General features: G+C 59.1%; 22 protein-coding genes and 1 tRNA gene. 9 read left to right on the top strand and 14 right to left on the bottom strand.

What is annotated here, in order from left to right:
- Positions 1-100 precede the first annotated feature (100 nt).
- From G1C97_RS00845 to dinB, 5 genes are all read right to left on the bottom strand, one after another.
- Entirely contained in the window at positions 101-1,447 is a 1,347-nt protein-coding gene (locus G1C97_RS00845; protein ID WP_240950934.1) for a tyrosine-type recombinase/integrase, read from the bottom strand.
- A 349-nt stretch (positions 1,448-1,796) separates the two neighbouring features.
- A complete protein-coding gene (locus G1C97_RS12185) occupies positions 1,797-2,534 on the bottom strand; it encodes a hypothetical protein (protein WP_240950935.1) in 738 nt (245 codons plus the stop codon).
- Positions 2,531-3,235 carry a helix-turn-helix domain-containing protein gene (locus G1C97_RS12190; RefSeq protein ID WP_240950936.1) on the bottom strand — a complete coding sequence of 235 codons (705 nt, stop codon included), beginning with the start codon at positions 3,233-3,235 and terminating at the stop codon, positions 2,531-2,533. Before G1C97_RS12190 ends, G1C97_RS12185 begins: the two co-directional genes overlap by 4 nt.
- A 92-nt stretch (positions 3,236-3,327) precedes the next feature.
- Entirely contained in the window at positions 3,328-4,572 is a 1,245-nt protein-coding gene (locus G1C97_RS00860) for a tyrosine-type recombinase/integrase (protein ID WP_169240094.1), read from the bottom strand.
- A gap of 454 nt (positions 4,573-5,026) precedes the next feature.
- Complete coding sequence (gene dinB / locus G1C97_RS00865) at positions 5,027-6,325, bottom strand: DNA polymerase IV (protein WP_169240095.1); 1,299 nt, start codon at positions 6,323-6,325, stop codon at positions 5,027-5,029.
- Between the two features lie 201 nt (positions 6,326-6,526).
- Here dinB and G1C97_RS00870 point away from each other — a divergent pair, with 201 nt between their 5' ends.
- On the top strand, positions 6,527-7,474 hold the full coding sequence (locus G1C97_RS00870) for an EamA family transporter (protein ID WP_169240294.1): 948 nt from the start codon (positions 6,527-6,529) through the stop codon (positions 7,472-7,474).
- 128 nt (positions 7,475-7,602) lie between these two features.
- Positions 7,603-7,690: transfer RNA gene (locus G1C97_RS00875), tRNA-Ser, on the top strand.
- Between the two features lie 70 nt (positions 7,691-7,760).
- Here the strand turns inward: G1C97_RS00875 and G1C97_RS00880 are convergent.
- Positions 7,761-8,492 (bottom strand): hypothetical protein, encoded by a 732-nt coding sequence (locus tag G1C97_RS00880; protein ID WP_169240295.1) that lies wholly within the window; start codon positions 8,490-8,492, stop codon positions 7,761-7,763.
- 206 nt (positions 8,493-8,698) lie between these two features.
- Here G1C97_RS00880 and nusA point away from each other — a divergent pair, with 206 nt between their 5' ends.
- The 5 genes from nusA (at position 8,699) to ribF (ending at position 16,237) form a co-directional block, all read left to right on the top strand.
- A complete protein-coding gene (gene nusA, locus G1C97_RS00885) occupies positions 8,699-9,778 on the top strand; it encodes a transcription termination factor NusA (RefSeq protein ID WP_169240096.1) in 1,080 nt (359 codons plus the stop codon).
- 322 nt (positions 9,779-10,100) lie between these two features.
- Positions 10,101-12,986, top strand: a complete 2,886-nt coding sequence (gene infB, locus G1C97_RS00890) for a translation initiation factor IF-2 (protein WP_169240097.1) — start codon at positions 10,101-10,103, stop codon at positions 12,984-12,986.
- 194 nt (positions 12,987-13,180) lie between these two features.
- Positions 13,181-13,690 carry a 30S ribosome-binding factor RbfA gene (gene rbfA / locus G1C97_RS00895; protein WP_169240098.1) on the top strand — a complete coding sequence of 170 codons (510 nt, stop codon included), beginning with the start codon at positions 13,181-13,183 and terminating at the stop codon, positions 13,688-13,690.
- A 166-nt stretch (positions 13,691-13,856) separates the two neighbouring features.
- Positions 13,857-14,975: a tRNA pseudouridine(55) synthase TruB gene (truB, locus tag G1C97_RS00900; protein WP_169240099.1), complete on the top strand. Its 1,119-nt coding sequence runs from the start codon at positions 13,857-13,859 to the stop codon at positions 14,973-14,975.
- A gap of 128 nt (positions 14,976-15,103) precedes the next feature.
- Positions 15,104-16,237, top strand: a complete 1,134-nt coding sequence (gene ribF, locus G1C97_RS00905) for a bifunctional riboflavin kinase/FMN adenylyltransferase (protein WP_169240100.1) — start codon at positions 15,104-15,106, stop codon at positions 16,235-16,237.
- 170 nt (positions 16,238-16,407) lie between these two features.
- Here the strand turns inward: ribF and G1C97_RS00910 are convergent, their stop codons facing one another.
- From G1C97_RS00910 to radA, 7 genes are all read right to left on the bottom strand, one after another.
- Positions 16,408-17,193 carry an amino acid ABC transporter ATP-binding protein gene (locus G1C97_RS00910; protein ID WP_169240296.1) on the bottom strand — a complete coding sequence of 262 codons (786 nt, stop codon included), beginning with the start codon at positions 17,191-17,193 and terminating at the stop codon, positions 16,408-16,410.
- A gap of 8 nt (positions 17,194-17,201) precedes the next feature.
- Positions 17,202-18,062 (bottom strand): amino acid ABC transporter permease, encoded by an 861-nt coding sequence (locus G1C97_RS00915; protein WP_169240101.1) that lies wholly within the window; start codon positions 18,060-18,062, stop codon positions 17,202-17,204.
- Between the two features lie 138 nt (positions 18,063-18,200).
- The gene (locus G1C97_RS00920) at positions 18,201-19,064 is read right to left on the bottom strand and encodes an ABC transporter substrate-binding protein (protein WP_169240102.1); all 864 of its coding nucleotides are present in this window, start codon (positions 19,062-19,064) and stop codon (positions 18,201-18,203) included.
- A gap of 137 nt (positions 19,065-19,201) precedes the next feature.
- Positions 19,202-19,687, bottom strand: coding sequence for a cupin domain-containing protein (locus tag G1C97_RS00925; protein WP_169240103.1), 486 nt, complete (start codon positions 19,685-19,687; stop codon positions 19,202-19,204).
- A gap of 126 nt (positions 19,688-19,813) precedes the next feature.
- Entirely contained in the window at positions 19,814-21,199 is a 1,386-nt protein-coding gene (locus G1C97_RS00930; RefSeq protein WP_169240104.1) for an amidohydrolase family protein, read from the bottom strand.
- Positions 21,196-22,725 carry an adenosylhomocysteinase gene (locus tag G1C97_RS00935; protein ID WP_169240105.1) on the bottom strand — a complete coding sequence of 510 codons (1,530 nt, stop codon included), beginning with the start codon at positions 22,723-22,725 and terminating at the stop codon, positions 21,196-21,198. The genes G1C97_RS00930 and G1C97_RS00935 overlap by 4 nt, the downstream gene beginning before the upstream one ends.
- Positions 22,726-22,812: 87 nt before the next feature.
- Positions 22,813-24,249: a DNA repair protein RadA gene (gene radA, locus G1C97_RS00940; RefSeq protein WP_169240106.1), complete on the bottom strand. Its 1,437-nt coding sequence runs from the start codon at positions 24,247-24,249 to the stop codon at positions 22,813-22,815.
- Between the two features lie 239 nt (positions 24,250-24,488).
- On the opposite strand from radA, the gene G1C97_RS00945 reads away from it, so the two are divergent.
- Positions 24,489-25,127: a hypothetical protein gene (locus G1C97_RS00945; RefSeq protein ID WP_169240107.1), complete on the top strand. Its 639-nt coding sequence runs from the start codon at positions 24,489-24,491 to the stop codon at positions 25,125-25,127.
- 152 nt (positions 25,128-25,279) lie between these two features.
- Positions 25,280-25,369 (top strand): 30S ribosomal protein bS22, encoded by a 90-nt coding sequence (locus G1C97_RS00950; RefSeq protein WP_004268639.1) that lies wholly within the window; start codon positions 25,280-25,282, stop codon positions 25,367-25,369.
- A gap of 173 nt (positions 25,370-25,542) precedes the next feature.
- Here the strand turns inward: G1C97_RS00950 and rpiA are convergent, their stop codons facing one another.
- Complete coding sequence (gene rpiA / locus G1C97_RS00955; protein WP_100496276.1) at positions 25,543-26,241, bottom strand: ribose-5-phosphate isomerase RpiA; 699 nt, start codon at positions 26,239-26,241, stop codon at positions 25,543-25,545.
- Positions 26,242-26,274: the final 33 nt, after the last annotated feature.

Raw genomic sequence — 26,274 nt, forward strand, 5'->3', positions numbered from 1 at the left:
CATCGGATTCTGACCTCATCAATGGTCGTGTTCGTGTAGACGTGGGGTCCGTCAAATCAATCGGACGCCCACGCCTGCTCGCTACTTTCTTGCTGGATGGTTATTCGTCCATGAATTCCTGAGCCAGATGGTCGACGATCTGGCTCTGATGCTCCACTACGGTGAGCTGATAATACCGTATGGCGACTTTCTCACTGGTGTGTCCCAGCTCGTTCATGACTTCACGAAGTGTTCCCCCTCGCAGCATCAGCAATGTCGCGTGGCTTGCCCGCAGTCCCTGAAATGTCAGATCAGGCCGCCCTGCTTTCACGCGAGCTTTGGCGAATTGCTCCTCCAGAGTGGTTTGGGACATTATCCTCGCCCTTCGTGGGACGAATACCGGTGAATCCGGCAGGCGCATGTCGCAGTAATCATGAAGATGCTGACGAATCATCGACATGAGGGCATCTGGTATATGCACGTTCCTTATGCTCGACTCCGTTTTCGTTCTGCTATACCGGATTTCTCCACGATCCATACTGCCGCGGTTTACGGAGTGTCGGACATGCAACGTCTGACCATCAAGATCTATATCTTTGACACGAAGACCGCATAATTCCCCGCATCGCAGCCCTCCGACCAAGGTCGAGAGGAAGACCGACAACCTTGTGTATTCCGGCATGGCCTGCGCCAGCAAAGTCAGTTCGCGAGGAGTCACCGGTGACACATCGATACGCGATGATCGCGGCGCAGGCGGTATGGGGAAAATGAATGGATTGAATTGGAGCAATGGTGCCGTTCCGTCCAGCCCGGGCTTTGTCGCGGATTCGAGAATCGCTTTGAATCGCATGCAGGAACGGCGAAAGGCCCATTGCCCTTCTGGATGCGGTTTGTCATACCATGCCTTGATTTTCAAGGGTGTGATTTCCGAGAGGCGGAGCGACTCAAAATCCGTGATGAAATGCCGGATGTCTAATTTGAGGTTCCTGCGTGTTCCTCCGGCTATCTCTCCGCCATTCGGGAGCTTGTAGTTTGATTCCCATTGCGCCACATAATCGCGGAACAGGATATGACGCTGCTCCTGTTCCCTGAACTCCTGCAGCTTGTCTTTTTTCCGTTGGGTCGGGTGCTTCCATTCAGCTATGCCTTTATTGTGCAGATCTACCAGATGTTTCTCTTCTTCGAGCCATGTTCTGGCATCTAGTTCTTGCCAAGGTTTGAACTGCCGTTGCACTCGTTTCCCCGGGGCAAGCGGGTTCGGGTAGCGAACTTGCCAGGCAATGATTCCTCCGTTCTCGTCAAAACGTGGTATGACCGTTCCCCATGCGCTTCGAGGCCTTGCTGTTTGGTTTTTCTTGGGACGCCTATTCCTGGGCATGAAATCCCCCTTGATAGCAAAAAGGCGCACCGTGTGTGCGCCTTTCGGGAGATTGAAGTCAAATGATGCCGGAGAGGAGGAGTTCGCCATGTGTATGTCATCTTGAGATGACATACACATGCAAATGGCCTCTTTGAGGCCATTCATTGTCTGTGTCGATAAGCTCTATCCGCATAAAACGAAAAGAGAAGCAGAAAAAAATAAGAACTGTAATGACTGACGATTCTTGAGGTCTTACAGCAGGCAGATGCCAAATAAAGCACGCTCGATCGCATTAGGCCAATATCACGTCAGAGCGATATGCACGCAGACGCTCAATACTGCATCTTTGAATGTCGAGTATTTGGCCGTGCTCTGTCGCGAGGGAACAGGACGTTTTTCAAACCACGTGATTCAGGATGTCATGCCCCGTATATGCAACTTGCTGACAGGATGCCCGTCACCATGTGGCGAGTGTTTCGATAGCGTCCAGTCCATCCTGACGGTGTGATTCGTCAAGGTTGTCCCAGTAAGGTGAATCCTCGGTAAGCTGGTCGCGCAGGAGTTTGATGCGTTTGCGGTCGGAGGTGCTGTGCAGGCGCATGAGTTCAGCGTCAGGGTCCGGGATGAGCGACGCAAGCATGGCGGCGTCGTAGAGGTGGCGTTCACCGTAGCCGGCGTGGTCGGCGCTATAGGCAGCACTTTTGAGTATCAGGGCACCGAGCAGGTCCGGGATGCGAATCACGGTATCGGCATTGCTTTGGTCGTCGATGAGTCTGACCTGCATGCTGCGTTCCACGGCCTGAGCGCCGCCCGGCATGGACAGCACCGGCGTACCGGCGATGGTCGCGTCAGTCCCGAGGAATTTGGGCAGGTGATCGGCGACCAACAGATCCACGACGTCGCCGTTCGGCGCGCTCATACGGGTCGTGTATCCGGTCAGTGTGCCCGGCTGCGTCTCCAACCCGCGGGCAGTGAGGATGCTGCGCAGCCTGGCGATGCCGCGTCGGTCCGCCATGAGGTCGGCGAGCAGGTCGGCGTCGGTGGTGGGTCGTGCTGTCAATCCACCCATGATGGCGTGCAGCTGGACCATGAGTCCACCCGTAAGCAGCCATGATTCCGGGATACCCGCCGCGGCGACCGCGTACACGGTATTCCACGGATGGCCCGTGTTGGGGATGTGGATTGTCGGAATCATGCCTGATGCTCCTTGCGATGATATTCGTCGATCAGCTGTTGAAGGGTTTCCATGCCGGCGCGGCGTTCTCTCGGGTCGTTGGATTCAGCCAGGTCGGCCGCACATACGCCGAGAGGCATAGGGCCCTCACCGGCGGGAAGGCCGTCGGTGACATGGAGCCGTACCCGGACCGGAGTCGCGCCTTGCTTCAACCGGCATTGCCGAATGGCGTCGTTCAGAGCATCGGCGGTGACGTAGCCTTCCACCACGTCTGTGACGGTCAATTGGAACGAGGCGGCCAATGCTCCGGTGGCGGCGGAGGGACGGATGAGGGTTTCGACCTTGCCGAGGTTGGAGTCCCTGCACCAGTATTCGACCGTCGTTGCACGCCTGCGCGCGAGACGGGTCAGATTCTCCGCATCCATCTGCCTCAGGTATCCCCTGAGCCGGTATCGCTGCTGCCGGCCTAGCCATGGCGCGTCGAGCCCGCTGAGCATGTATAGCGCCCCGAACGCCATGTCTGGTGAATAAGGACGCCCATCCGCACCCTGCCACTGTGCTTGGCGACGTACGGAATCCTCCGTAATCAGCGAGCCGCCTCCCACGGAAAGAGATTCAAGCCGACCAGCAGCGCGAAGCGCGCTGACCCGTCGCTCGCTCACTCCGAGCCTACGGGCGGCTTCCCGCCGCGTGAGCAGCGTCCGATTCGTTCTAATAGCCATATTCCTATTGTATACAGAACTATTCCATATTGGGAATAGTTCTGTATACACCGGGCAACAGGGCGTCTCAATCCGTATTCGTCTGCATGTGGTCATTGCGCTGCTTTGATGAAGTCTTCGGCGAGTTGGTTGACGATCTGGTTACGGTGTCGGGCGACGATGCGCTGGTAGTGCTTGATGGCGACCTTCTCGCTGACGTGACCGAGTTCGTCCATGACCTCCCGCAAGGTGCCGCCCTTGAGCATGAGCAGTGTCGCGTGACTCGCCCTCAGGGATTGGAAGGTCAGGTCGGGGCGGCCGGCTTTCTCCCTGGCTTTGCGGAACTGAGCTTCCAGAGTGGTCTGGCTCATCACCGAGGCTCGTCTGGGGCGGAAGACCATGGCTTCCTGGTCCGTCCATTCGCAGTGCCTGAGCAGATGGTCGTGAATCAGGGGAACGAGCCCGTCGGGGATGGGTACGGTGCGTCGGCTGGAGTCGGTCTTGGTCTTGGCGATGCGTGTCGAACCGCGATCCGTATAGCCCCTGTTGACGGAATGGCGCACGGTCAGGCGTTTGGCCTTCAGGTCGATGTCCTTGACCTGCAGGCCGCACAGCTCGCCGCAACGGAGGCCTCCGACGAGCGTGGCGAGTATCACCGCCAGTCTCGTGTAGTCGGGCATGTTCTCCGCGATCAGCTTGAGTTCCAGCGGCGTGACCGGCGGAACGTCCTCCCTGGCGGATCGCGGCGCGGGTGGTATGGGCAGGATGAACGGGTTGTCACGGATCAGCGGTGGGGAACCGTCCATGCTCATCTTCGTGGCGCTGGCGAACGCCGCCTTCAGGCGCATGCATGAGCGACGGAACGCCCATTGTCCCTCTGGGTGCGGCGCATCGTACCAGCGTTTGATGTCCTTCGGCGTGATCTCGGTCAGGAGCTTGCCCTTGAAGCCCGGCATGAAGTGCGCGATGTCGAGATACAGGTTCCGGCGCGTGCCGCCGGCTATCCTCTCGCCGTTCGGCAGCCGGTACCCCTCCGCCCACCGGGTCACGTAATCCTCGAACGAGATCAGGCTCGCGCGCTTCCTGCGGCGGCGTTCGGACGGATGAACCCATTCCTGGATGTTCTTGCGGTCCAGTTCCACCAGATGCCGTTCCCCTTCGAGCCACTGGTGCGCCTCGTGCTCCATGTCCGGCTTGAACTGGCGCTGGACCTTCTTGCCCGGTCGTTTCGGGTCCGGGTACCGCACCTGCCAGGCGACGAGATTGCCTGCGGTATCGTAGCGCGGCGTCACGGTGCCGAACCTGCTCCGCCGCCCCGGCGACGGCCCCATACTGTCCTTCTTCGTCCTTGCGGACATGATGATGCTCCTTGTGCTGAATCCAAGATCGATGGCATGGCATAACGGCCTCGGAAAAATGCCACCAAAAATGCCACCAAGTGGCCGAATACGTTCTCAGTGAGCCATTGCACCTAAAAATGCACCTCTAATGCCTTAGGCCTTGCAATCATTGAGGTTTAGGCTGATTCGATCACTCGTCACAGGTCGTTTCGACCATCAGCCGCATGAAGATGACGCTAAGGAGCAACACCGCTCGCGTGTCTATTGGAAGAAAGCGGGAACCGTTGCTATGATTGATTTTGTAAGTAATGAAGGTAAATTTATTTGCCCCCGGAGTGGTGGAGATGGACCTGTACGACGCTGGGCCGTATCCCCCTCTCTGGGGGTACCAACGAGCTCCGGTTCATAAACATTCATGAACCGGAGTTTTTTTGTTCTACGCCGATGCTCTCCCTGAAGCTTTGCGGCGATGCTATGCGCCGAACTGCGCGGCACCGGCTCCGAATCGTTTGCGTACCGCGTCCAGCGCCGCTTCCGCGTCATGCCGACGTGCCTGTGCGGTTCGTCCCTGAGTATCGTCAGCCTCCAACATGTCATCCAGCGAAGGCTGCACGGCCGTGCTGGCGGCCGCGCTCAATGACGAGACGCTCATTCCCGCCAATCTGATCAATTTGGGTAGCGGCGGCAGCGAGTCGGCATCCCGCGGCGGCGTTAGGGGCTTGAGACTGGAGGGCATTCCCATCATGAGGCGCAGCTGACGCACGCATTCCGGATAAAGGACGCCGGCTGTATTCGTAGGCTGTTCCATCGTGAATGAGCGTGTTTGATAGCTCAGATCCGCGAACCGTAGTCTGACGGTAACGGTGCGTGCTACCAATCCTTTGCGGCGCAATGTTGCTGCCACCTCATTGCATGCCGAGCGCAGAAGGTTGCACACCACGCGCATGTTTCGCGTGTCCGAATCCAACGTGCGCTCGGATCCGATGGATTTCTCTTCGCGTACCGGTTCGATCGATCGTGAATCCAATCCATGTGAGGCCATCCATAATCCACGCGCAGCCGCCTTGGAACCGGTGGCTTGGGCGAGTGACGATTCATCCATCCGTGCCAGATCGGCCACAGACATTACGCCCCACGCGTTCAGTCGTTGCTCCAACGACGGTCCGATGCCGGGAATGCCTCGCAATGGCATCATTTGTACGAACTCGGCCGAGCGGGCGGCGGGAATGAGCAGCATGCCATTCGGCTTGGCATTGGTCGAGGCCATTTTGGCAATCAGTTTGTTGCATGCGATGCCAACCGAACAGGTGATATGAAAACGTTCGGCCACCTGCGTGCGGATCCATGCGCCGATGGCGCTCGGTCGTTTCCATGCCAAGAGTGCCGCAGAAACGTCCATATATCCTTCGTCCACGGAGACCTGCTCGAAACGGTCGGTGATGGTCAGGAACACCTCATGCATGATCCGTTGCGACACGTGGCGGTAGTAGCGCATATCGACCGGTAGGAATATGCCATCCGGGCATAATTGACGTGCCCGTGCGGCCGGCATGGCCGAATTGATGCCATAGCGACGAGCTTCATAACTTGCGGCAGATACCACCGAACGTGTGCCCGTGCCGATGATTACCGGCAACCCGCGCAACTCCGGGTGACGCGCCACCTCCAGCGAAGCATAGAAAGCGTCCATGTCGATATGCAGCACTGTGCAGCCGCTTTCGTCGTGTCCCCAATCTCGTTTGGCGGCCTCAAGTCGTGGTGCGGTGCTCATGCCTCTTATTGTACGAGCAGAGGTGCGAGCGGAGGTGCGAGCGGAGGTGCGAGCGGATACATGCCAGACCATGACATGCCAGACCATGTCGGTCAGTGGCCCTGTCCAAAGCGTTGTCCGTGTTTTTCCGGTGTGTCCACGCCCCGCGACTGCTGTCCCGACGGGTCGAGTAGCGTGAGTCTTATGCAGCAGATGAGTCAGGTGAAGCAGGTGGTGGTCGGTCTTCTCAACCGTGTTCCGGTCGTATTGATCGTCATTGGGGAGGCTTTGGTGATTTATCTGGCTACCGCCGTCGCCAAACTGGCGTTCACCCAGCTCGACCCGCTGTACTCGGTATGGTATCGCGTGGGATTCATGGCCGTACTGCTGCTGGCATGGAGACGTCCGTGGAGTGTGAGCAAACGCGATCGGCTTTTCCGTCGATCCGCACGAGGATGGGCCTTGATTGTGCTGCTCGGATGTTCGCTGGTGTTGATGAACACGATGTTTTATGTGGCCATCAGCAATATGGACATGGGCATTGCCGTGGCTATAGAATTCCTCGGCCCGCTTTCGGTGGCGGTGGTTACCGGCCGCAGCTGGCGTGAACGACTTGGCATCGGTATTGCAGCGGTTGGCGTGGTGTTGCTTGCCGGCATTTCGCTGGCGAATCCTTCCGGCAAAGGTACGTTTCTGGTTGGTTTGATCGCCATTCTTATCGGCGGGTCGATGTGGGGCGTATACATCGTCACCGGACGACGCGTGGCTTCGGGCGGCAATTCTCTGGACAATCTATGCATTGCCGTGACCATCGGCTGGCTGGTGCAGTCGCTATTCCTCGGCGCACCTGCCGCCGCGCACGTGCTTCATCCCAAGCCGGATGCCACCTGGGCGCTCGCCGCCGGCGGTTCGTTGAAACTGTTGCTGTTGTTGTTCGTCATTTCGCTGATGGCGTCGTTTATTCCCTATGTCGTGGAACAGATAACGTTGCGGCGTACTTCATCCGGTGCTTTTTCCGTGATGCAGTCGATTAATCCCGCAATGGCTGTTGCCATTGGTCTATTGTTCGGCGAAGTGCCGAGCGCTGGTGAGATCGTAGGCGTCGCGTTGGTGATTTGCGCTGTGATCGTCACGTTTTCGGGTGATACGGCACCGGCGGGAAATGATTGATAATAGCTGATTGCGTGCGCGGTCTGTGTGATGGGAACATCGATGGAGGACGCGCAACACCTCGAAGTGTTCGCGATATCCGAAAGTTGTGGTACAGTGTTTTGCTGTTGCGCTTGATTGGGCAACGTGGAGACATGCCTGAGTGGCCGATAGGGGCACCCTGCTAAGGTGTTAGTCGCTTTTCGCGGCTCGAGGGTTCGAATCCCTCTGTCTCCGCAACCAAGGGCTTCTGGGGTTTTCCGGAAGCCCTTTTTGTTTTCTGTGAGATATCCCGCGTGGCCCTGCGTTAGCGTTCGAAGAGATCGGCGTCGGCAGTGGGATAGCCGAGCTGGAACGCGGCATACGCATGTTTGGCGGCGAGCGCGGCGAGGATGGACAATGTGGTGGTGTCGGACGGGGAGTCCGAATCCGTTACGGCCTTGATTTCGGCGCGTGCACAATCCATTTCTATGGCGGCGGCCGTCGGTACGGTTTGTCCGCTGGGCTTGTCGTCGATAGTCACCGGATTGGCCAGCAGCGTACTGATGTCGTAGACCTTTTGTCTGGGATCGGCATGGGTGCCGGATGCTCCCGTATCGCCGGCAGTGTTCCAGCTGCCGTCCGCCAGCGACACGAGCTGTTGCCCTGCGCTTTTGTGCAAGTCGCTGAGCTGGAGCGTCGCCCCCGCGGTCCGGCCCTGCGCGGCGAGTACTTCCAAAGCGAATCCGGCGCGGTCTTCGGCCAATGCCATGGCATCGAGCACATCGGTGTCCATCGTCATGGCGGTGACTCCATCTAGACGAGCGGGGGATGAGGATGGAGTGACGGCGGACAGTCGTTGGGCCAAGGAAGCCAGCTTGGCTTTGGACTGGGCGTTGCGAAGCACTCCCTCGCCGAATCGTCCGGGGCAGGACGCGGCGACGTCAATCCATGCCAGCGGTACCGATTGACCAGCGACATACCGTACTGTCATTGGGGTGCCGGTACCATTCCAGGAATCGTCGTTCACCAGCGTGAGCGCTTGCTCGCAAGGGCTCATCTGCCGTTCGGCTTCGGCTTTGCCGGACAGGCGGGGAGCGGAACATGCACTGAACGAACACAGCAGTATCGCCGCGGATGCCAGTGCCCCGATGCGGCGGGCTGACTCGGACCAAAGCGCATGTGTCTGCATGGAAATCTACACTAATAGCTAACTGTGACCATTCAAGGCCATGCGCCACATAACTTCATAGGAGGTACGGATCGATGGAACTGGACCTGACAGGAATGCACAAGCTTGCCGCTGAGCAAGGAATCGACCCCGGAACCTTGGATGAGGCGCTGGCCGAGGCTTTGCGTCTCGCCTATCTCAAGACTCCGCATGCAGCCAAGCATGCTCGTGTGGAACTCGATGAACGTGCCGGCAGCTTTACTGTGTGGGCGGCCGATGAGATTCCGGTAGAGCCGACTGAAGACGATCCGCATCCTGCTCCCAAGCTGGGCGAGGAATACGACGATACGCCGCATGATTTCGGCCGTCTTGCCGCAGCCACTGCACGTCAGGTCATCACTCAGCTGTTCCGCCGTGCGGAAGACGAGAAGGTGTTCGGCGCTTTCTCCGGTCAGAAGGGCAAGCTGATCACCGGCGTCATCCAGCAGGATGTATCCGATTCCTCCAACGTGCATGTCGCCATGGGAGACGTGGAGGCCATTCTGCCGCGTCGTGAGCAGGTACCGGGAGAACGCTATCGTCATGGCGAGCGTATCCGTGTGTATGTGGTCAATGTGGCTCGCGGCGTTCGCGGACCGGAAATTGTGGTGTCCCGTTCCCACCCTGAACTCGTGCGCAAGCTGTTTGAGCGTGAGGTGCCGGAGCTGGTTTCGGGCGCGGTGTCCATTATGGCGATCGCCCGTGAGGCCGGTGCCCGCACCAAGATCGCGGTTAAGGCCAACACCGAGGGCGTCAATCCGAAGGGCGCCTTGATTGGTCCCGGTGGTGCTCGTGTGCGCGCTGTTATGGAGAACCTTGGCCCGGAGAAAATCGATATCGTCGATTATTCCGATGATCCAGCGAAGTTCGTGGCTGCTGCGCTGAGCCCGGCTGTGGCTACTGGTGTGCAGGTGATCAGCGAGAAGAACAAGACCGCCATCGCGTTCATCCATGACGATCAGCTGTCGCTCGCTATCGGCAAGGAAGGCCAGAACGCTCGTCTCGCTGCCAAGCTGACCGGTTGGAAGATCGGCATCGAGTCCGCTGAGGCGCATGCCAAGAAGGTCGCTGCTGAACAGGCCGCGCAGGAAGCGCAGGATCAGGCCGCTGCCGCGCAACCGGAGCAGGGCGAGTAAGAGCAGTAGAGAAGCCTACCGCACAACCGTACGACAGTCGGACAGCGCAACCGAATGGTGGCAGCGCTACGAAATCCGATTGATATTGTCATCGTTGCACGAGCCGCGTTTTCCTGTGATGGAGGGCGCGGCTCGCTGCTATGCCGCTATCCAGCGCTATGAGTATGCTTGAGTGGCGTATGTGGGTGGGCGCAGTGTGCGCAAAATCGCCCGCACAGAGACGAGGTAACACGATCATGGTCGAACGATGAGACAGGGTAGGCTTGCCGTCATCACCAATTGACCACGCCCATGTCGCGTGGTCACAGAATAGGAGTAATTAGTGGGAAAACCACGCGTATACGAACTGGCCAAAGATTTGAACGTCGATAGCAAGACCGTTCTGGAGAAGCTTAAGGACATGGGGGAATTCGTCAAGTCCGCTTCCTCCACCATTGAACCTCCGGTAGCGCGCCGTCTGCGCGCTGCTTTCGCAAAGGACAACACCAAGGGCGATACCAAGCCGGCGCCGTCCGCGCAGAAGCCTGTTGCCAAGCCCATGCCTCAGCAGCACAAGCCTGCGGCAGAATCCCCGGCTCCGGCAGCTCCCGCGCCGGCCGCTCCGACGCCGCGTGCACATGCAGCCCGTCCGGCTGCCCCGACGCCGATGCGTCACGAACAGCATGATCATCGTGACAACCGTGATTCCAACGGTCGTCCGGCACGCCCTGGTCAGGGCCGTATGAACAACGGTGGTCGTCCCTCCCAGAACCGTGCGAACGGTGCCCAGCCCGGTCCGCGCCAGAACAACCGCGATAATCGCGGCGGTGCGCCGACTCCTCGCCCGTCCGTCCAATCCAACGCTAATGGCGGTAATGCCAACGGTGCTGCATCAAACGCCATTCCGCGCCCGCATACGCCGGGCCCGCGTCCGGGCAACAACCCGTTCTCCCGCAAGCAGGGTATGCGTACCCCGACTCCGGGTGATATTCCGCGTCCTCATCCGATGGCTCGTCCGACCGCGGAAGGTGGTCGCGGCGGTCGTCCAGGTCGTCCCGGTCAGGGCCAGAACGGTCAGGGCCGCGGCGGATTCCGCGGCCGTCCGGGTCAGGGCGGCGGTCAGGGCGCTCCGCGTCCGGGCCAGTGGGGCCATAACCGTCCGGGTCAGGGCGGCGGCGCCGGCGCTCAGGGCGGCGCTCGCGGTGGATTCCGCGGCGGTCAGGGCGGCAATAACTTCCAGGGCGGCGGCGCTCCCTCCAACGGTCCTGCACGCGGCGGTGGTCGCGGTGGTCGCGGTGGCGCAGCCGGTGCATTCGGTCGTCAGGGCGGCAAGTCCTCGAAGGCACGCAAGAACCGTCTGGCAAAGCGTCATGAGTATGAGGAGCTGAAAGCACCGACCATCGGCGGTGTACGTATCCCCAACGGCAATGGTCAGACCATCCGCCTGCGTCAGGGCGCGTCCCTGGCTGATCTGGCGGAGAAGATCAACGTCAATCAGGCTGCGTTGGTTACCGTTCTGTTCCACCTCGGCCAGATGGCGACTGCCACCCAGTCCCTCGATGAAGACACCTTCCAGATTCTGGGCGAGGAGATCGGCTGGAACATCCAGCTTGTTTCCGCCGAGGAGGAGGATAAGGAGCTGCTCCAGCAGTTCGACATCAACCTCGATGAAGAAGAGCTGCAGGATGATGAGGATCTTCAGCCTCGTCCGCCGGTCGTCACCGTTATGGGCCATGTCGATCACGGTAAGACCCGCTTGCTTGATACCATCCGCAAGACCAACGTCATCGCACGTGAGGCTGGCGGCATTACGCAGCGTATTGGTGCATATCAGGTCACCGTGGAGCTTGACGGCGAACAGCGCAAGATCACGTTCCTCGATACCCCGGGCCATGAGGCCTTCACCGCCATGCGTGCCCGTGGTGCCGAACTCACCGACGTCGCGATCCTCGTGGTCGCCGCCGACGATGGTGTGATGCCCCAGACCGTTGAGGCCATCAACCACGCCCAGGCCGCCAAGGTGCCGATCGTCGTGGCCGTCAACAAGATCGATGTGCCAGGTGCCAATCCGGAAAAGGTCCGCGGCCAGCTCACCGAGTTCGGACTGGTGCCCGAGGAGTATGGCGGCGACACGATGTTCGTGGATATCTCCGCCAAGCAGAACATCAACGTGGACAAGCTCCTCGAAGCCGTGCTGCTGACGGCTGACGCCGAGCTTGATCTTCGTGCGAACCCGAACATGGACGCCCGTGGTGCCACCGTCGAAGCCCGACTTGATAAGGGCCGCGGTGCCGTGGCCACCGTGCTCGTCCAGCAGGGTACCCTGCACGTAGGCGACGCCATCGTGGCCGGCACCTCCTATGGCCGCGTGCGCGCCATGCTCGACGAGAACGGCCAGACCATGGACGCGGCCGGTCCGTCCACGCCGGTTCAGGTGCTGGGTCTGACCTCCGTGCCTACTGCCGGCGACCTGTTCCTTGTGGCTTCCGATGATCGCGCAGCCCGCCAGATCGCCGAAAAGCGTCAGGCCACCGAGCGTGCCGCCCAGCTGGCCAAGCGTCGCAAGGTCGTCTCGCTGGAGGACTTCAAGAAGAAGTTCGCCGAGTCCGAGATCGATATGCTCAACATCGTCATCAAGGGCGATTCCTCCGGCTCCGTCGAGGCGCTGGAAGACTCCTTGATGAAGATCGAGATCTCCGACGAAGTCGGCATCCAGGTCATCCACCGCGGCGTCGGCGCGATTACCCAGAACGATGTCAATCTGGCTACGGTCGACAAGGCCGTCATCATCGGCTTCAACGTGCGTCCGAACCGTCAGGTCGCCGATCTTGCCGAGCGCGAGGGCGTGGAGATCAAGTACTACTCGGTCATCTACCGTGCCATCGAGGATATCGAGGCGTCCCTCAAGGGCATGCTCAAGCCGGAATACGAAGAGGTCGTCACCTCCCACTCCGAGATCCGCGAGATCTTCCGCTCCTCCAAGTTCGGCAACATCGCCGGCGTTATGGTGCAGGACGGCGAGGTCAAGCGCGGTACGAAGTGCCGTATTCTGCGCAACGGTGTGGCTACGGTCAACGATCTGGAGATCTCCTCGCTGCGCCGCTTCAAGGACGATGTCCAGTCGGTCAAGGAAGGTTACGAGGCCGGTATCAACCTCGGAACCTTCAACGACATCGAACTTGGCGACATCATCGAGACCTTCGAGATGCGCGAGGTCGAACGTAAGTAGTGCATCGCCTCGTCCGATAATCAATCGGATACCTATATTTCTGGCTCCCCCGTCAAGGGGGAGCTGCCGAACGAAGTGAGTTCGAAAGAGTTTCGGCGTCAAGCCGAATCCCTGCTTTCGACCGTCTACGACGACAGCTCCCCCTTGACGGGGGAGCCGAGTCATATGTCGTCATTTGTGAAAGGAATCTGCCCATGGCAGGAACCAACCCCCGCGCCGCCCGTATCGCGGCTTTGATCCAGCGCGTTGTCGCTTCCTCCATCGAACGTGAGCTGCATGACAAGCGCCTGACGAATATCACCGTCACCGAAGTGCGCGTGACCAACGATCTGCAGATCGCCAAGATCTACTGGACCCAGCTTGGCCATGAGGGCAAGGAAACCGGTGAACGCAAGCGCGCCCAGCAGGCTCTCGACCAGGCAAAGGGACATCTGCGTACGCTTGTTGGTCGCAAGGCCGGTCTGCGCCTGACCCCGCAGCTGCAGTTCGTGTTCGACGAGGTTCCCGGCGAGGCACACGAAATCGAAGACATTCTTGCCTTGGCACGTAAGCGTGACGAGGAACTGGCCAAGGCTCGCGCCACCGCTCAGTATGCCGGTGACGCCGACCCGTACAAGCACGACGACGAGCCTGATGATGAGGCTGATGACGAGTTTGTAGCCGAGTCCGGCGAGACTGATGAGGACTACCCCGAAAACGAGTAGGAGCGTACGTTTTCCCGGACTACCGGACCTGTTATCTGGAAGAACGTACGCTGAGCGACAGTCAGCGTACGTTCCTCCAGATGAAGGGCGACCTACTCTGGAAAAACGTACGCTGACGTATGACACAGGTAAATTGAGTCACAGGTAATGCCCCAAAGGTACTGATATGACAATGAATCAACCCAATGGCCTACTGGTTATCGACAAGCCGCAAGGTATTACCAGTTTCGATGCGGTGGCTGCGGTGCGTGGCGCATTGCATATCAAAAAAGTTGGTCATGCCGGCACGCTTGATCCGATGGCAACGGGCGCGTTGGTCATCGCATTCGGCCACGCCACACGGCTGCTGAATGCCATCGTGGAACATGACAAAACCTACGAGGCGACGATTCGTCTCGGTATGGGCACCACCACCGATGATGCTGAGGGCCAACTGATTGATGTCCGGCATGGCGGCAGCGTTACGGATATGACGCAGAGCGCCATCCAACAAGTCATCGAGGCTCGTTTCACCGGTGATATCGAACAAGTGCCCAATACTTTTTCCGCAATCAAGATCAACGGCAAACGCGCTTACGACTTGGCTCGCGAAGGTAAAGCCGTGGAACTGAAGGCCCGTCCGGTACATATCAGCGAGTTCACCGTACTTGCTGTCCGTCAGGGGTATGTGGCTGGGGAATGCGCCGGCGAACCATTGCAGATGGCTGATTGGGCTGAACCGCAGAATTCAGATTCAGCAGTTCCGGTGATGGACGTGGATGTACGCGTCAGTTGCTCATCCGGCACCTACATTCGTGCTTTGGCACGTGACTTGGGACAGGAACTGGGCGTTGGCGGACATCTGGTCCGATTAAGACGTACCAGGGTCGGTCGGTTTGCTTTGCCGGATGATACCAGCGGTCTTATCGGCGATGAAGACATGACCGCCACTGAGAATCATACGGTCAGCGCCCATAGTGAAACCAAGACCTTCACCAATCGTGAAGGCGAAACCGTCACTCGAAACAAGTGCGTGTTGGACACGCCTGTGGAATTGTCCGGTGACGAGAGACGTGCTTGGTTGCTTGGTCGTGCGCTGAGTATGGAACAGGCGGCGCGCGGAGCTATGCCGTCACTGGATATCACGCCGGAAGAAGCGGCTGAGCTGCGGTTCGGACGTCGTATTGAACGGTCCGTCGATATGCCGGCTGTGGCCATTGTGCCGCAAACACATGATGTAGTGGCCATTGTAGAACGCGCGAACTCGCACCAGGCCAAGCCCGCCACCGTATTCCCCGCCGAGTAGAGTAGACGCGGTTTGCATTGCGCCGTTTTGTGACGACGACGCGATGCCACGAGTGCATGGTTCAGACTCGCAGACATTTTCAGGAACATGAACAGCTACACGTATAGCAAAGGACAGGATTCGACACGATGAACATCACGCATCTGACTCCGGACGCCCAAGGCGAGGTTGAATGGCCTTCGTTCGACAACGATAAAAAAGCCGTGGTAACCCTTGGCGCTTTCGACGGCATGCATTTGGGACATCAGGCCGTGATCAAGCGTGTGGTTGAGCTGGCTCACCAACATGATGCTTTCTCCGTGGTGATATTGTTCGATCCTCGACCTGCTTTTGTGCATAGCTGGGCCGCCAAGCATGAAGGGCAGGAGCCTGACGAAGAGCAGATCGATGCCGAAGCGCTGACAAGCGTGCGGGAGCGACTGCGCCGTATCGAGTCGTTGGGCGTGGATCAGGTGCTTGTCGTTCATTACACATTGGCCTTCGCCGCCAAGTCGTACATCTTCTTCCTCGGCCGTCTCACGGGTAAACTCGGTATGCGTACATTGGTGCTCGGCCAGGATGCCGCCTTCGGCAAGGGGCGTGAAGGCGATGTACATCATGTGGCTAATCTGGCCGCTGCAACCGGTGTCTTTGAACTGGACGTAGTGGATGACCGTGGCCCCGGTGAAGTGCGTATCCCGCGTGATTTCAAGCCGGAAATGCCTACTGAATGGGGGGAGCCCACCGACCCGTTGGCGAATGCCAGCAAAGCGGAACGTCGTGCGTGGAGCAAGAAGCACCAGGCCAAGGCTATGCGTGCGTGGAGTTCCACCAATGTACGATATCTGCTCGCTCACGGCCGTATCCAAGAGGCCAACGCCATTCTGGGCGCTCCGCATGCGATCGAAGGCGAAGTGGTACATGGTGAGGAGCGAGGCCGCACCATCGGGTTCCCGACCGCGAACCTCGGTACGGACATTGAAGGCTATATTCCGGTCGATGGCGTCTATGCCGGGTGGCTCGTGGATGGAGACAAGCGTTGGCCTGCTGCCATCTCAATCGGTACCAAGCCCACCTTCAGCGAGAAAACCGGTCTCAACGAACGCGTGGTGGAATCCTATTGCATCACCGATGATTGGATTGACCTGTACGGTCACAAGGTGCGTGTGGAATTCACCGGTTTCCTGCGCCCGCAGGTCAAATTCGGCAGCGCTGATGAGCTTGTGGCTGAATTGAAGCGCAATGTGGAGGAGACCAAGCGTCTGACGGCAACTGTCTGCTGATCGGTTCGGCAATCCGCTGTATCGCCGCAGTTTGTCCAGCTTGCGACGCGATGGTTGAAAATGGCTCTGGTGAAAGCGCTCGGTTTGGCGCTTTCACCAGAGCCATTTTCAATAAAGACGTTGTATTCTGCGCCGCGACAAAACAGCAGGACAGCAGAACAGCAGACATGTCAGTGCCGGAAATGCGCGAAGAATTCGCGTGTCTGTGGATCCTCCGACTCATCCATCACCTCGCGGGGCGTGCCGTTTTCGGCGATCACACCGCCGCGCAACAGCACGATGCGGTCGGCCGCTTCATGGGCGAAACTCATCTCGTGTGTGGCCATGAGAATCGTGGTGCCTTGGGATTTCAGTTCGGCCACCATATTGAGCACCTCTCCCACCAACATCGGGTCCAGGGCCGAGGTGATTTCGTCAAGCAACAGCAGTTCCGGATCGGTCATCAGCGCACGGGCGATCGCCACACGCTGCTGTTGACCGCCGGAGAGCTGATCCGGGTAGGCATCCGCCTTGTTGCGCATGCCGATGCGGTCCAGCAGCTCAAGCGCGCGCGTATAGGCGCGGTCCTTATCCCAATGATGCACTTTGATGGCAGCCAACGTCACGTTCTTCAATACCGACATATGGGGGAACAGGTTGAATTGCTGGAACACCACGCCAATACGCGAACGGATCTGGTCCTGATTCGCGCGCGGATCGGTGATGTCCGTGTCGCCAAGCCAGATCTGCCCGTCATCCACCTGCTCCAGCAGGTTCACGCATTTCATCAGCGTTGATTTGCCGGAGCCGGAGGGGCCCAGCAACGCGACCACTTCGTGCGGTTGGATCTCAAAGGAAATGCCGCGCAATACCTGGGTCGAACCGAAGGACTTGCGTACGTCGTCCAGTCGAAGCACCGGCTTGGAGATTGTCTTCTGTGTTGCGTTCATAGTGCTCACCGCGTCTTCCATCGTCATCGCCTTGCTCATACTGTGCCTGCACTCAGCTCACGCTTACGCAGCCGTGCCGTGTACCAATCGTTAAGCAGAATGAATGGCACGCTCATCAGAATGAACAGCAGGCTGGCCACCACGTACGGGGTGAAGTTATAGGTGCTGGCCACATCGATCTGCGCGGCGCGCACGGCGTCGACTGCGCCCAGTACGGAGATCAGGCCGACATCCTTCTGCATGGAGATGAAGTCGTTCATCAGGGCGGGGGCGACCTTGCGCAATGCTTGCGGGATTACGATCAGTCGGGTGGTCTGGCCCGCCGTAAGACCGAGGGAACGTGCCGAAGCGCGTTGCGAGGGGTGCACGTCGTTGAAGCCGGCGCGCAGCACTTCGGATACATAGGCGCTATAGCCCATGATGACGGCGATGGTTCCCAGAATCGAGGGGTCGATGCGGCCGAACAGACCGAGACCGGGAATGCCGAAACCGATCAGGTACAGCACTACGATGATGGGCACTCCTCGCATCACGGTGGTGTAGATCAGCGCGAGAATGCGCAACGGGAACAGAATGGGGGAACGGCTGGTGCGGATCAGCGCGATCAGCGTGCTGAGGATCGCGACGCCCACCAATGCGACCAACAGCACCTGAACGTTCAGCCACAGGCCTTTGAGCACGTCCGGGAAGGATTTGACGAAGTATTCGCCGGAGAAGAACGTTTCCTTGACTCGTGGCCAGCCAGGGGACAGGTGCAGTCCGACGGCGATCACCACCACGAACACAATCGTGCTGACAAGGCTGGTGATAACCGATTTGATTTGCTGTTGAAGGCGGTATTGGCGGCGGTCGAGCTCGACTTGGCTGACCTCATGCGCTGACGTCTGTGATTGCATGTGCGGCGCTCGCTTCCTTGAACTGCTGTGAAATGCATGCGGTAGGAATTATCGCATGCAATGATCTCGTGAAATGGAAAATGGCTTGGTCCGTAGCCATGATGTGGCGGCAGACCAAGCCAGCGATAACCGAATCGGCTACTTCAATTCGGTCAGATCAGTGGTGTATTCGGCCAGCCACTTGTCCTGCAGCTTCTTCAGCGTGCCGTCGGCGTTCAGCTCGTCCACGGCCTTGGTGGTTGCTGCGGTGAGCTTGGAATCCTTGGGCAATACGATGCCCATGCCGTTCTTGTCCTCGGATCCCGAGATGCGGCCGAGCACGGTGGCGTCCTTGACCTGTTCGGACTGGACCATGTACACGCATTCCACGGTGCTGGTCACCAGTGCGTCGATCTGGCCGGCGTCGAGCGCTTGAGCCAAGGCGGCGTCATCGTTGAAGGTCTGGATGTCCTCCTTGATGGACTTCTTGACGTAGTCGTAAGCCAGCGTGCCGACCATCACGCCGATGGTGGCGTCCTTCAGATCAGCGAGGGACTTGGCGTTGGCGAACTTGCCGTCCTTCTTGACGATGACGGCCTGGCTGTCGTTGTAGTAGCTGGAGGAGAAGTCGACGGCCTTCTTGCGGGCGTCGGTGATGCCGAACTGCTGGATGTTCATATCCCAATCCTTGGCACCCGGGGCGATGGCGGAGTCGAAGGTGGAGCGTACCCAGACCACGTCAGACTTCTTGAAGCCGAGCTTTTCGGCCACATCGTAAGCCACGGCGGCCTCGTAGCCTTCACCGGACTCAGGCTTGTCGTTCATGACCCACGGCTCATATGCCGGCTCACCTGTGGCGATGGTCAGCTTGCCCGGGGTAACGGTCTGCTGCGTAAGATCGCTGGAATCAGCGGATGCGGAATTATTGGACTGGCTGGAGCCGCAGGCGGCGGTGAACACCAGGGCCAGAGCACTCACGGTGGCGGCCGCTACGCGGATGAAGCCTTTCTTATTGTTGAACATGATGGAATCCTCTCTCTTCCTGCATGGGATACGCGCCGCAATACATTGATTGACGGTCGTTTGGCGCATGCGCGCCAATTTTAGAACGTTTACATTACGGTGGAGCCTGCATGCCTATTGCCGTTGGTTATAGCCGGTTATTCGAGGGTGAACCCCTCGAACACAAATCCCGGGCTGACCACGCAGGACACCAAGGCGTCTGCGGTACCGGGAAGTGTACGCTGCCAGACGCCGGCCGGTACCACGGCATGGCCTGTAATGGGACTGTCGGCGGTGCCGCCAGCCGATGCGTCATCGGCGACGATGCCGCTGCCCAACGTGATTTGCGTGCGTTTGGCGGCGTCCTCTTGCGGTGAATCCCCGTCGCCGCCCAATTCCAGCGTCACCGGTGCCGGGCCATGCCACAGCCACAATTCGTCCGCATCCACCTTGTGCCAAGCGCTGGCATCTCCCTCGGGCAGCAGAAAATAGATCAAGGAAGCCAGCGGGCGTTTACTCACGGCGTCCTCATGCGGACTTTGCCAATCGCGTGTGTACCAGCCGCCCTCCGGATGCGCCTCAAGACCAAGACGTTCCACCACCGAACGCGCGTATGCGCTCATGTCCTCCAATGCCACGCTCATATGTACTCCTTCCTTTGCTTCCTGCTGTTGCGTTATGCCGTCACGCTGTTGCGTATGCCGCATTATTGCTTTATTGCTGCATTGTGCCGTGTCAGTGCTGCCGCAGTGCCGGCACAGCAACAGCACTCACCACGCTCCGTTGTTGTATGCCTCGCGCCCGGCAATCACCGTGGCTCGATTGGTGCCTGCACCGTGGCGGATGAGCGTCTCCAATGTTTCTTCGATGCCGGCTGGCGACGATGTGTCGACAGGAATGTCGAAGAACGCCAGATCGGCCAACGCCCCCGCATTGATCTGCCCGATGCGGTTGACACCCACATGCATGCCCATCGAAGCGGCACCGCCCAGTGTGAGCATGCGAATCAGCCGGTGCGTCAGATCGTCGCTCGTATATCCCTGCTCGCGTGCGAGGTCGTACAGCATGGAGGCGTCATCCAATAGGTCGAGGCTTGGCGTGCTCGACAACGAGTCGGTACCCACCGCAACCAGATTGCCTTCCTCAAGGTATTCGCGGATCGGAGCATCCTTGCCGGTGTTGGTAATGCGGTTCGAACGCGGGCACAATGCCACGCCAACACCGCGCTGCCGCAGGATTCTGCGATCCTCCTTATCGGCCCACACGCCATGGGCGATATGCACATCCGGTCCCAGAGAACCAAGCTGATCGACAAACTGGATGGCGGATGCACCCTTGCCGACCTCTTTCAGCTGCTTGTAGCTCACCCAGTCATGATCGCGCCAGTCGGCGGCGGAGTATGTGGTGAGCACCGGCGGATAGGTGCCGGCTTCGAGCGGGGTTTCGGCCAAATGGATGTGCAAGCGCATATTGAGCCGTCGTGCGATATCCGGCAGATCCACGAATGGCTCGGATTCCAGCGTGTAGGGCGCGTGCGGGCTGATGCCCAGGTTCGGCAGCCGCTCCTGGCTCATCTTGCGCAGCTGACGACTCAGCTCGGTACGCCCCTTGGCGAGCCATTCGTCGTTATGCCAGCCCATAACCTCCCAGTAGGCGATGCCGTGCATGCCTTGTGAGGCGAGAGCCCCGGCGGCATCCAGATCGGTCACGATATCCGCTGCCGCAGTGGTGCCGGATTCGACCATCTGGCGTGCGCCGTCCTCCGCCCATTGCTTCCAAGGCTGCGTTTGCTGCGCTTCGGCATATACCTTGTTGAAGGCCAGCTCCCATGCGCGAAAGCGGTCGTAGGTGCCACGCCCCACTTCTGCCATGCCAGTGTACTGCAGATGGGTATGCGCGTTGATCAGGCCGGGAGTCAGCACGCCATCCCAGTGATGTTCGGTGATCGTGGCGTTCTTCGTGGTCTCCTGCTTCAGCGCCTCCATAACCCAGTGGCGCTTGCCTACATGGATCACACGGTTGCCATGCACGGCCACTGTGCCATCCACAATCACCGGACCGGTCACAGGAATTACCAGTTTGGCTGAATACAGCGTCACCTGGTCAACGAGTTCCGGATCGTTGCCGGGCCATACTGCCGCTTCGGTGGAAATCATCGGGCCTCCTTGGAAGTCAGTGTGTTCGCTTGCGCCGGTCTGGTGGCGGTATAGCCGCGCGCATTCTCCGCGAATCGCGTCAATCGCCAGTCGTAGCCATTATCGGCCACCGCGTGGCTGGCCTGATATCCGCGTGCCTTAAGCGCCGCGTCGGCTATACGGCGGTCCGTTTCGGAGTCAAGCCGAATCAGCTTGTGGGGGAGCGTTCCTTGATGCTCAAGCAGATAGGCGACCGCACTGGCCTGCACAGCGAAACTCAGATCCATGATCTCAATGGGATTGCCGCCGCCGACTGTGTAGTTCACCCCATCCCCATCCGCCAGCAACGTGAGCGTCGGGCCTTCAGGAACCTTGAGATCGAAGCGTTCGCGATTCACCGCGGGCGTGAAATCAGGCACCTCATCCAGGGCGATCTCATTGGCGATGCCGCCGATCACCGCCAATACCGTGCCTTCGCGCATCAGTCGCATATGCTCAAGCGTGATCGTATGACGCACACCGGTCGCGGAAATCACGATATCGGCTGAGGGCAACGCATCATTGATGTCACGGGCCTCAAACCCGTCGAACACGGCTTTGAGCGCGGCTACGGCATCGATGTCGCAGATCGTCACGCGTGCGCCCAATGCCCGCACTCGCCGCGCGAATCCCCGGCCGACTGGGCCGTATCCGATCACAGTGACTCGGGCTCCGGAGAAGGCATCGGCACCTAGAATGCGCTGCATCGTGGTCACGCAGGTTTCACCGGTGCCATGCGCGTTGTCGAACCCGGTTTTGAGAATGCTGTCGTTCACCGCGACCACCGGATAGGTGAGCGCTCCCGCTGCCTCCATACCGGCGAAAGCCCTCACGCCGCTGGTCGTCTCCTCGGCCACGCCAATCAGGTTTGCCGCGAGTTCTGGGCGTTCGAGAGAGGCCAGACGGGCGAAGCTCGCACCATCGTCGATGATGATATCAGGCTGAATGGTGTCCAGTAGACGCAATGCCGCCTCCTGAGCCTGCTTAGGCGTCCAATCGCGGCTTGATTCCACGATGATGCCTTCGCGCTTCAGTTGTTCTGCGACACGTGGATCCGTGGAATCCGGGCCGCAATAGACGCCCACGATCGCTCCCGCTGCATGCAGTTTTCGCAGCAGAATCGCGGTTTTCGGCTCCAAGATCAAGCAGACGGCGATGCGGACCCCTGAAAAATCAATGCCGCGATCGTGCAATCCGTCCATGACATCGCGCAACACCGGCATATGCTCTTCGGCGTAGGCCATCGCCTCAAAACCTGAGGCTTTGCGCATGTCTGGGATTTGCTCAATCGGCAAGGACAAATCAAAACGAAAATCGTCGGGGCTCTCATGCGTCGCATCAGGTTGTTCCACGGTCATGCCCCATTGATGGGCTGCAGATACATGATCCGGTCGCAAGTCAGGTGATGCCATAGCTAGGCGTGCGCCGGCCAATGAACGATTGGTGCGTTGTGAAAACGTCTCCGCCCAGGCAACGAAGTCACAACCAACTGAGTCGTTTCGAGTCATTTCCACTCCCTCGTTGTGCAGTATGGGAACTATCCTAAAACATCCGTTTTGCATATGAGTCGACAGCCGTTTGGTGTCCGCCGTGTGTTATTTCAAGAGCGTTTCCAGCGCATCGGCCAATGTGCCTGCTTCCACGAGACGCAACCCGTCGATATGAATCGGTTTGCGCATCGGTGGAACAACGGCGGTTGTGAAGCCCAGCCGTGCCGCCTCACGCAGACGGTATTCCATGCGGGGGGCCGGCCGAACCCGCCCGGTCAAAGAGATCTCACCGATCGCGCACGTGGAGCGAGCGATCGGCTTGGATGTGGCGGCGCTCGCCAATGCCGCCACGATCGCCAGATCCGAACTGGGTTCCTTGGCCTGACCGCCGGCGATGGTGGAGACATACAGGTCATTGGCCAGCAGGTTAAGTTTGCTATGCCTGTACAGAACTGCGGTCAGCATAGCGATGCGACTGGGATCGACGCCATTGACGGCACGGCGGGGGGTGGGCAGAACGGACTTGGTGACCAACGCCTGTACTTCGATCGGTAGACTGCGATGCCCGTCCAAGGTGAACGTCACGCACGTACCTTCCACCGGTGTCGTGTCGGTGGCATTGGGGTCGCTGCCGAGGAACAGCCCTGACGGGTCCGTGACCTCTTCGATTCCTTCACCGCTCATGTCAAAGCATCCGACCTCGTCAGTCGGTCCGAAACGGTTCTTGATCGCGCGCAGCATGCGGAGCGCAGTTTCGCTATCGCCTTCGAACTGGCACACCACATCAACCAGATGTTCCAAGGTGCGAGGGCCGGCAATCGAGCCGTCTTTGGTTACATGGCCTACCAGGAACACGGGAATATCCATGCTTTTGGCGGTGTCGATCAATGCGCTCGCCACTTCCCGCACCTGCGTGGATCCGCCGGAGATGCCATCGACCTCTTGGGAGACGATGGTCTGCGCGGAATCCACAATGGCCAGTGCCGGCTTCGTCTGCTCGATCAGACCCAGCACCGTGGACAGGTCGGTGGTGGAAGCCAACAGTAGGTTCGGTTCCACGACATTGATGCGCGAAGCGCGCAAGCGCACCTGAGCCTGTGATTCCTCGCCGGAAATATAGAGCACTGTACCGGCCGGCGAGGTGCCTTTCGCTGCCACGGTCCTGGCCACATTGCCGGCCGTCTGCAGCAGCAGTGTCGATTTGCCTATGCCCGGCTCTCCGGCGATCAGCGTCACCGAACCGGGTACCACGCCGCCGCCGAGCACGCGATCGAACTCACTGAAGCCGGTGGGCAGTCGTTTCACGCTTTCCGTATCGATCTCGGTGATAGGACGTGCGGCAGACCGCGCATCGGCCGGCACCGATGCCGATTGCGTGCGCGAGGTCCGCCCGGGCGCTGCAGTACGCACTCCGGCTGCGGGACGAGCTTCATGAAACTCTTCAACGGTACCCCATTGGCCGCATTCAGGGCATCGCCCCACCCATTTCGCAGTGCTCCACCCGCATTCGGAACACATGTACTGCACAGTTGATTTCGCCATGATTCCACAGTAACTGCTATCCGCAATCTCGGTAAAATTTTACCGACTCTCACGAAAACAAGCCGTTATGAGGATTGCCATGGTTGCCGAACGCAGCGATCTGACTCGGCCGGTTTCCTAGTGCATCGCCGTTGTCGCATGGATTGCTCTTTCCGGATTGCACGATACATTCACGCAGACTGTGAGAGGACCGGTCTGGGAGACCGACAGCGTCACGTGGCTGTGAGAGAATCATGGGCATGACTACTACTGAGAACTCCTCAACCACACAGTCTCACGGCAAACTGATCGCAGTGGTTATCGCCGCTGCAGTCGTGATTATCCTGGCTGTACTTTCGGCTTTCGTCTGGCCGGGCTGGGCCCTGAACAAAAGCGCCGCCACCGGCAGCACCACGACTCAGACCGGAGATAAGAAGCAGACGGCTAAAGCCGAACCCACTACGCCCAGCATCAAAGCCACCGCTCTGCCGGATGATGCCACCGAACTGCTGAAGTCCATGCCGGACAGCGTACTTAACTACGCTCGCACCAAGGCGGAGGCTTCGGCGACATGGAGCGCCGCATCGCCGCTTGAGGAGTACACGCTGACCTATGCCGTCGGCACCGATACCAACGACATTACGCTGATCAGCGCGCAGTGGTCTACCGCGGACAGCGCCAAAACGCAGTATGATGCGTTGGTCGCGGCCCAGACCGGTGATGAGTCCGCCTCGGGCAACGTGAAGGTGTCCGGCAACGTTACCGGTGCCTACGTGGTCAAGACCGACGCTTCCGATTCCAAGAAATCCGTGGCTATCTGGCAGAACGATACCGTCGTGTTCCAGGCCACCGGCTCCACGGATGCTATTGACCGCTTCTACCAGCAATTCCCCATGTGACGCATGGAGCAATTGGTGTCCGGTGTTTGCCGGCATCAATGCCTGATGCGTCTGTACGTGACGTTCGCAACATACGTGTTGGTGCTGTCGGGCAAGACGTGTAGTATGGTGCGAGTTGCAACTTTTACGATTAATCGAAATGGAGGCTTCAGATGGGTTCTGTCATCAAGAAGCGCCGCAAGCGGATGAGCAAGAAGAAGCACCGCAAACTGCTGCGTAAGACCCGCCACCAGCGCAAGTAGTCTTACCTGCGATAAAAGGCATTGAAATCCCTGCAATCACAGCGGTTGCGGGGATTCTTTTTATTCGTTTGCGTATTTAAGCCGTGAACCAAGAAGAGCCGCATGCTGCGATATGCAGATGCGGCTCTGTGGCTCTTATTGAGAAATGAGTACGAGTGCTACACTCGCAAGGCTCACTTGTTGGAGTTGGTCATGACGCGCGGACCGTTCGGATCGCCGACGATGACCTTGTCCACCATGTTGAGGAACAGGCCGTGCTCCACCACGCCTACGGTGTTGATCAGGTCTTCGGCCAGCTCCTGCGGGTGGTCGATGCGGCCCAGATGCAGGTCCACTACGAAGTTGTTCTCGTCGGTGCGCACTTCCTTGCCCTCGGCGTCCAGACGCAGCACCGGCTTATAGCCCTTGGCTTCGAACTCCTTGACCACATGGCCGGCACCGAAGGGGATCACTTCGACGGGCAGCGGGAACTTGCCGATGGTGTCCACCACCTTGGACTCGTCCACGATCCATACGATCTTGTCGGAGTTGGTGGCCACGATCTTCTCCCACAGCAAAGCGGCGCCGCCACCCTTGATGCCGTTGAAGTTCTTGTCCACCTCGTCGGCGCCGTCGATGGTCACATCGATGTGATCCACGTCGTCGATGTCCACGATCTTGATGCCGTAGCTTTCGGCCTGCTCCTGAGTGCGACGGGAGGTGGTCACGCCAGTGAATTCAAGGCCTTCCTCCTGCACTCGGCGACCCAGCTCATCCACCAGGAAGCGGACGGTGGAACCGGTGCCGAGGCCGGCGATCATGCCATTCTCGATAAGCTTGGCGGCTTCGATGCCGGCCGCCTTCTTGAGGGCATCCTGCTGTGCCTTATCCATTTACGTATCTCCTTTGCCTTGCGTACTTCACGA

Origin of the sequence: Bifidobacterium olomucense (genome assembly GCF_012932375.1) — a bacterium.
GTDB classification, from domain to species: Bacteria; Actinomycetota; Actinomycetes; order Actinomycetales; family Bifidobacteriaceae; genus Bifidobacterium; species Bifidobacterium olomucense.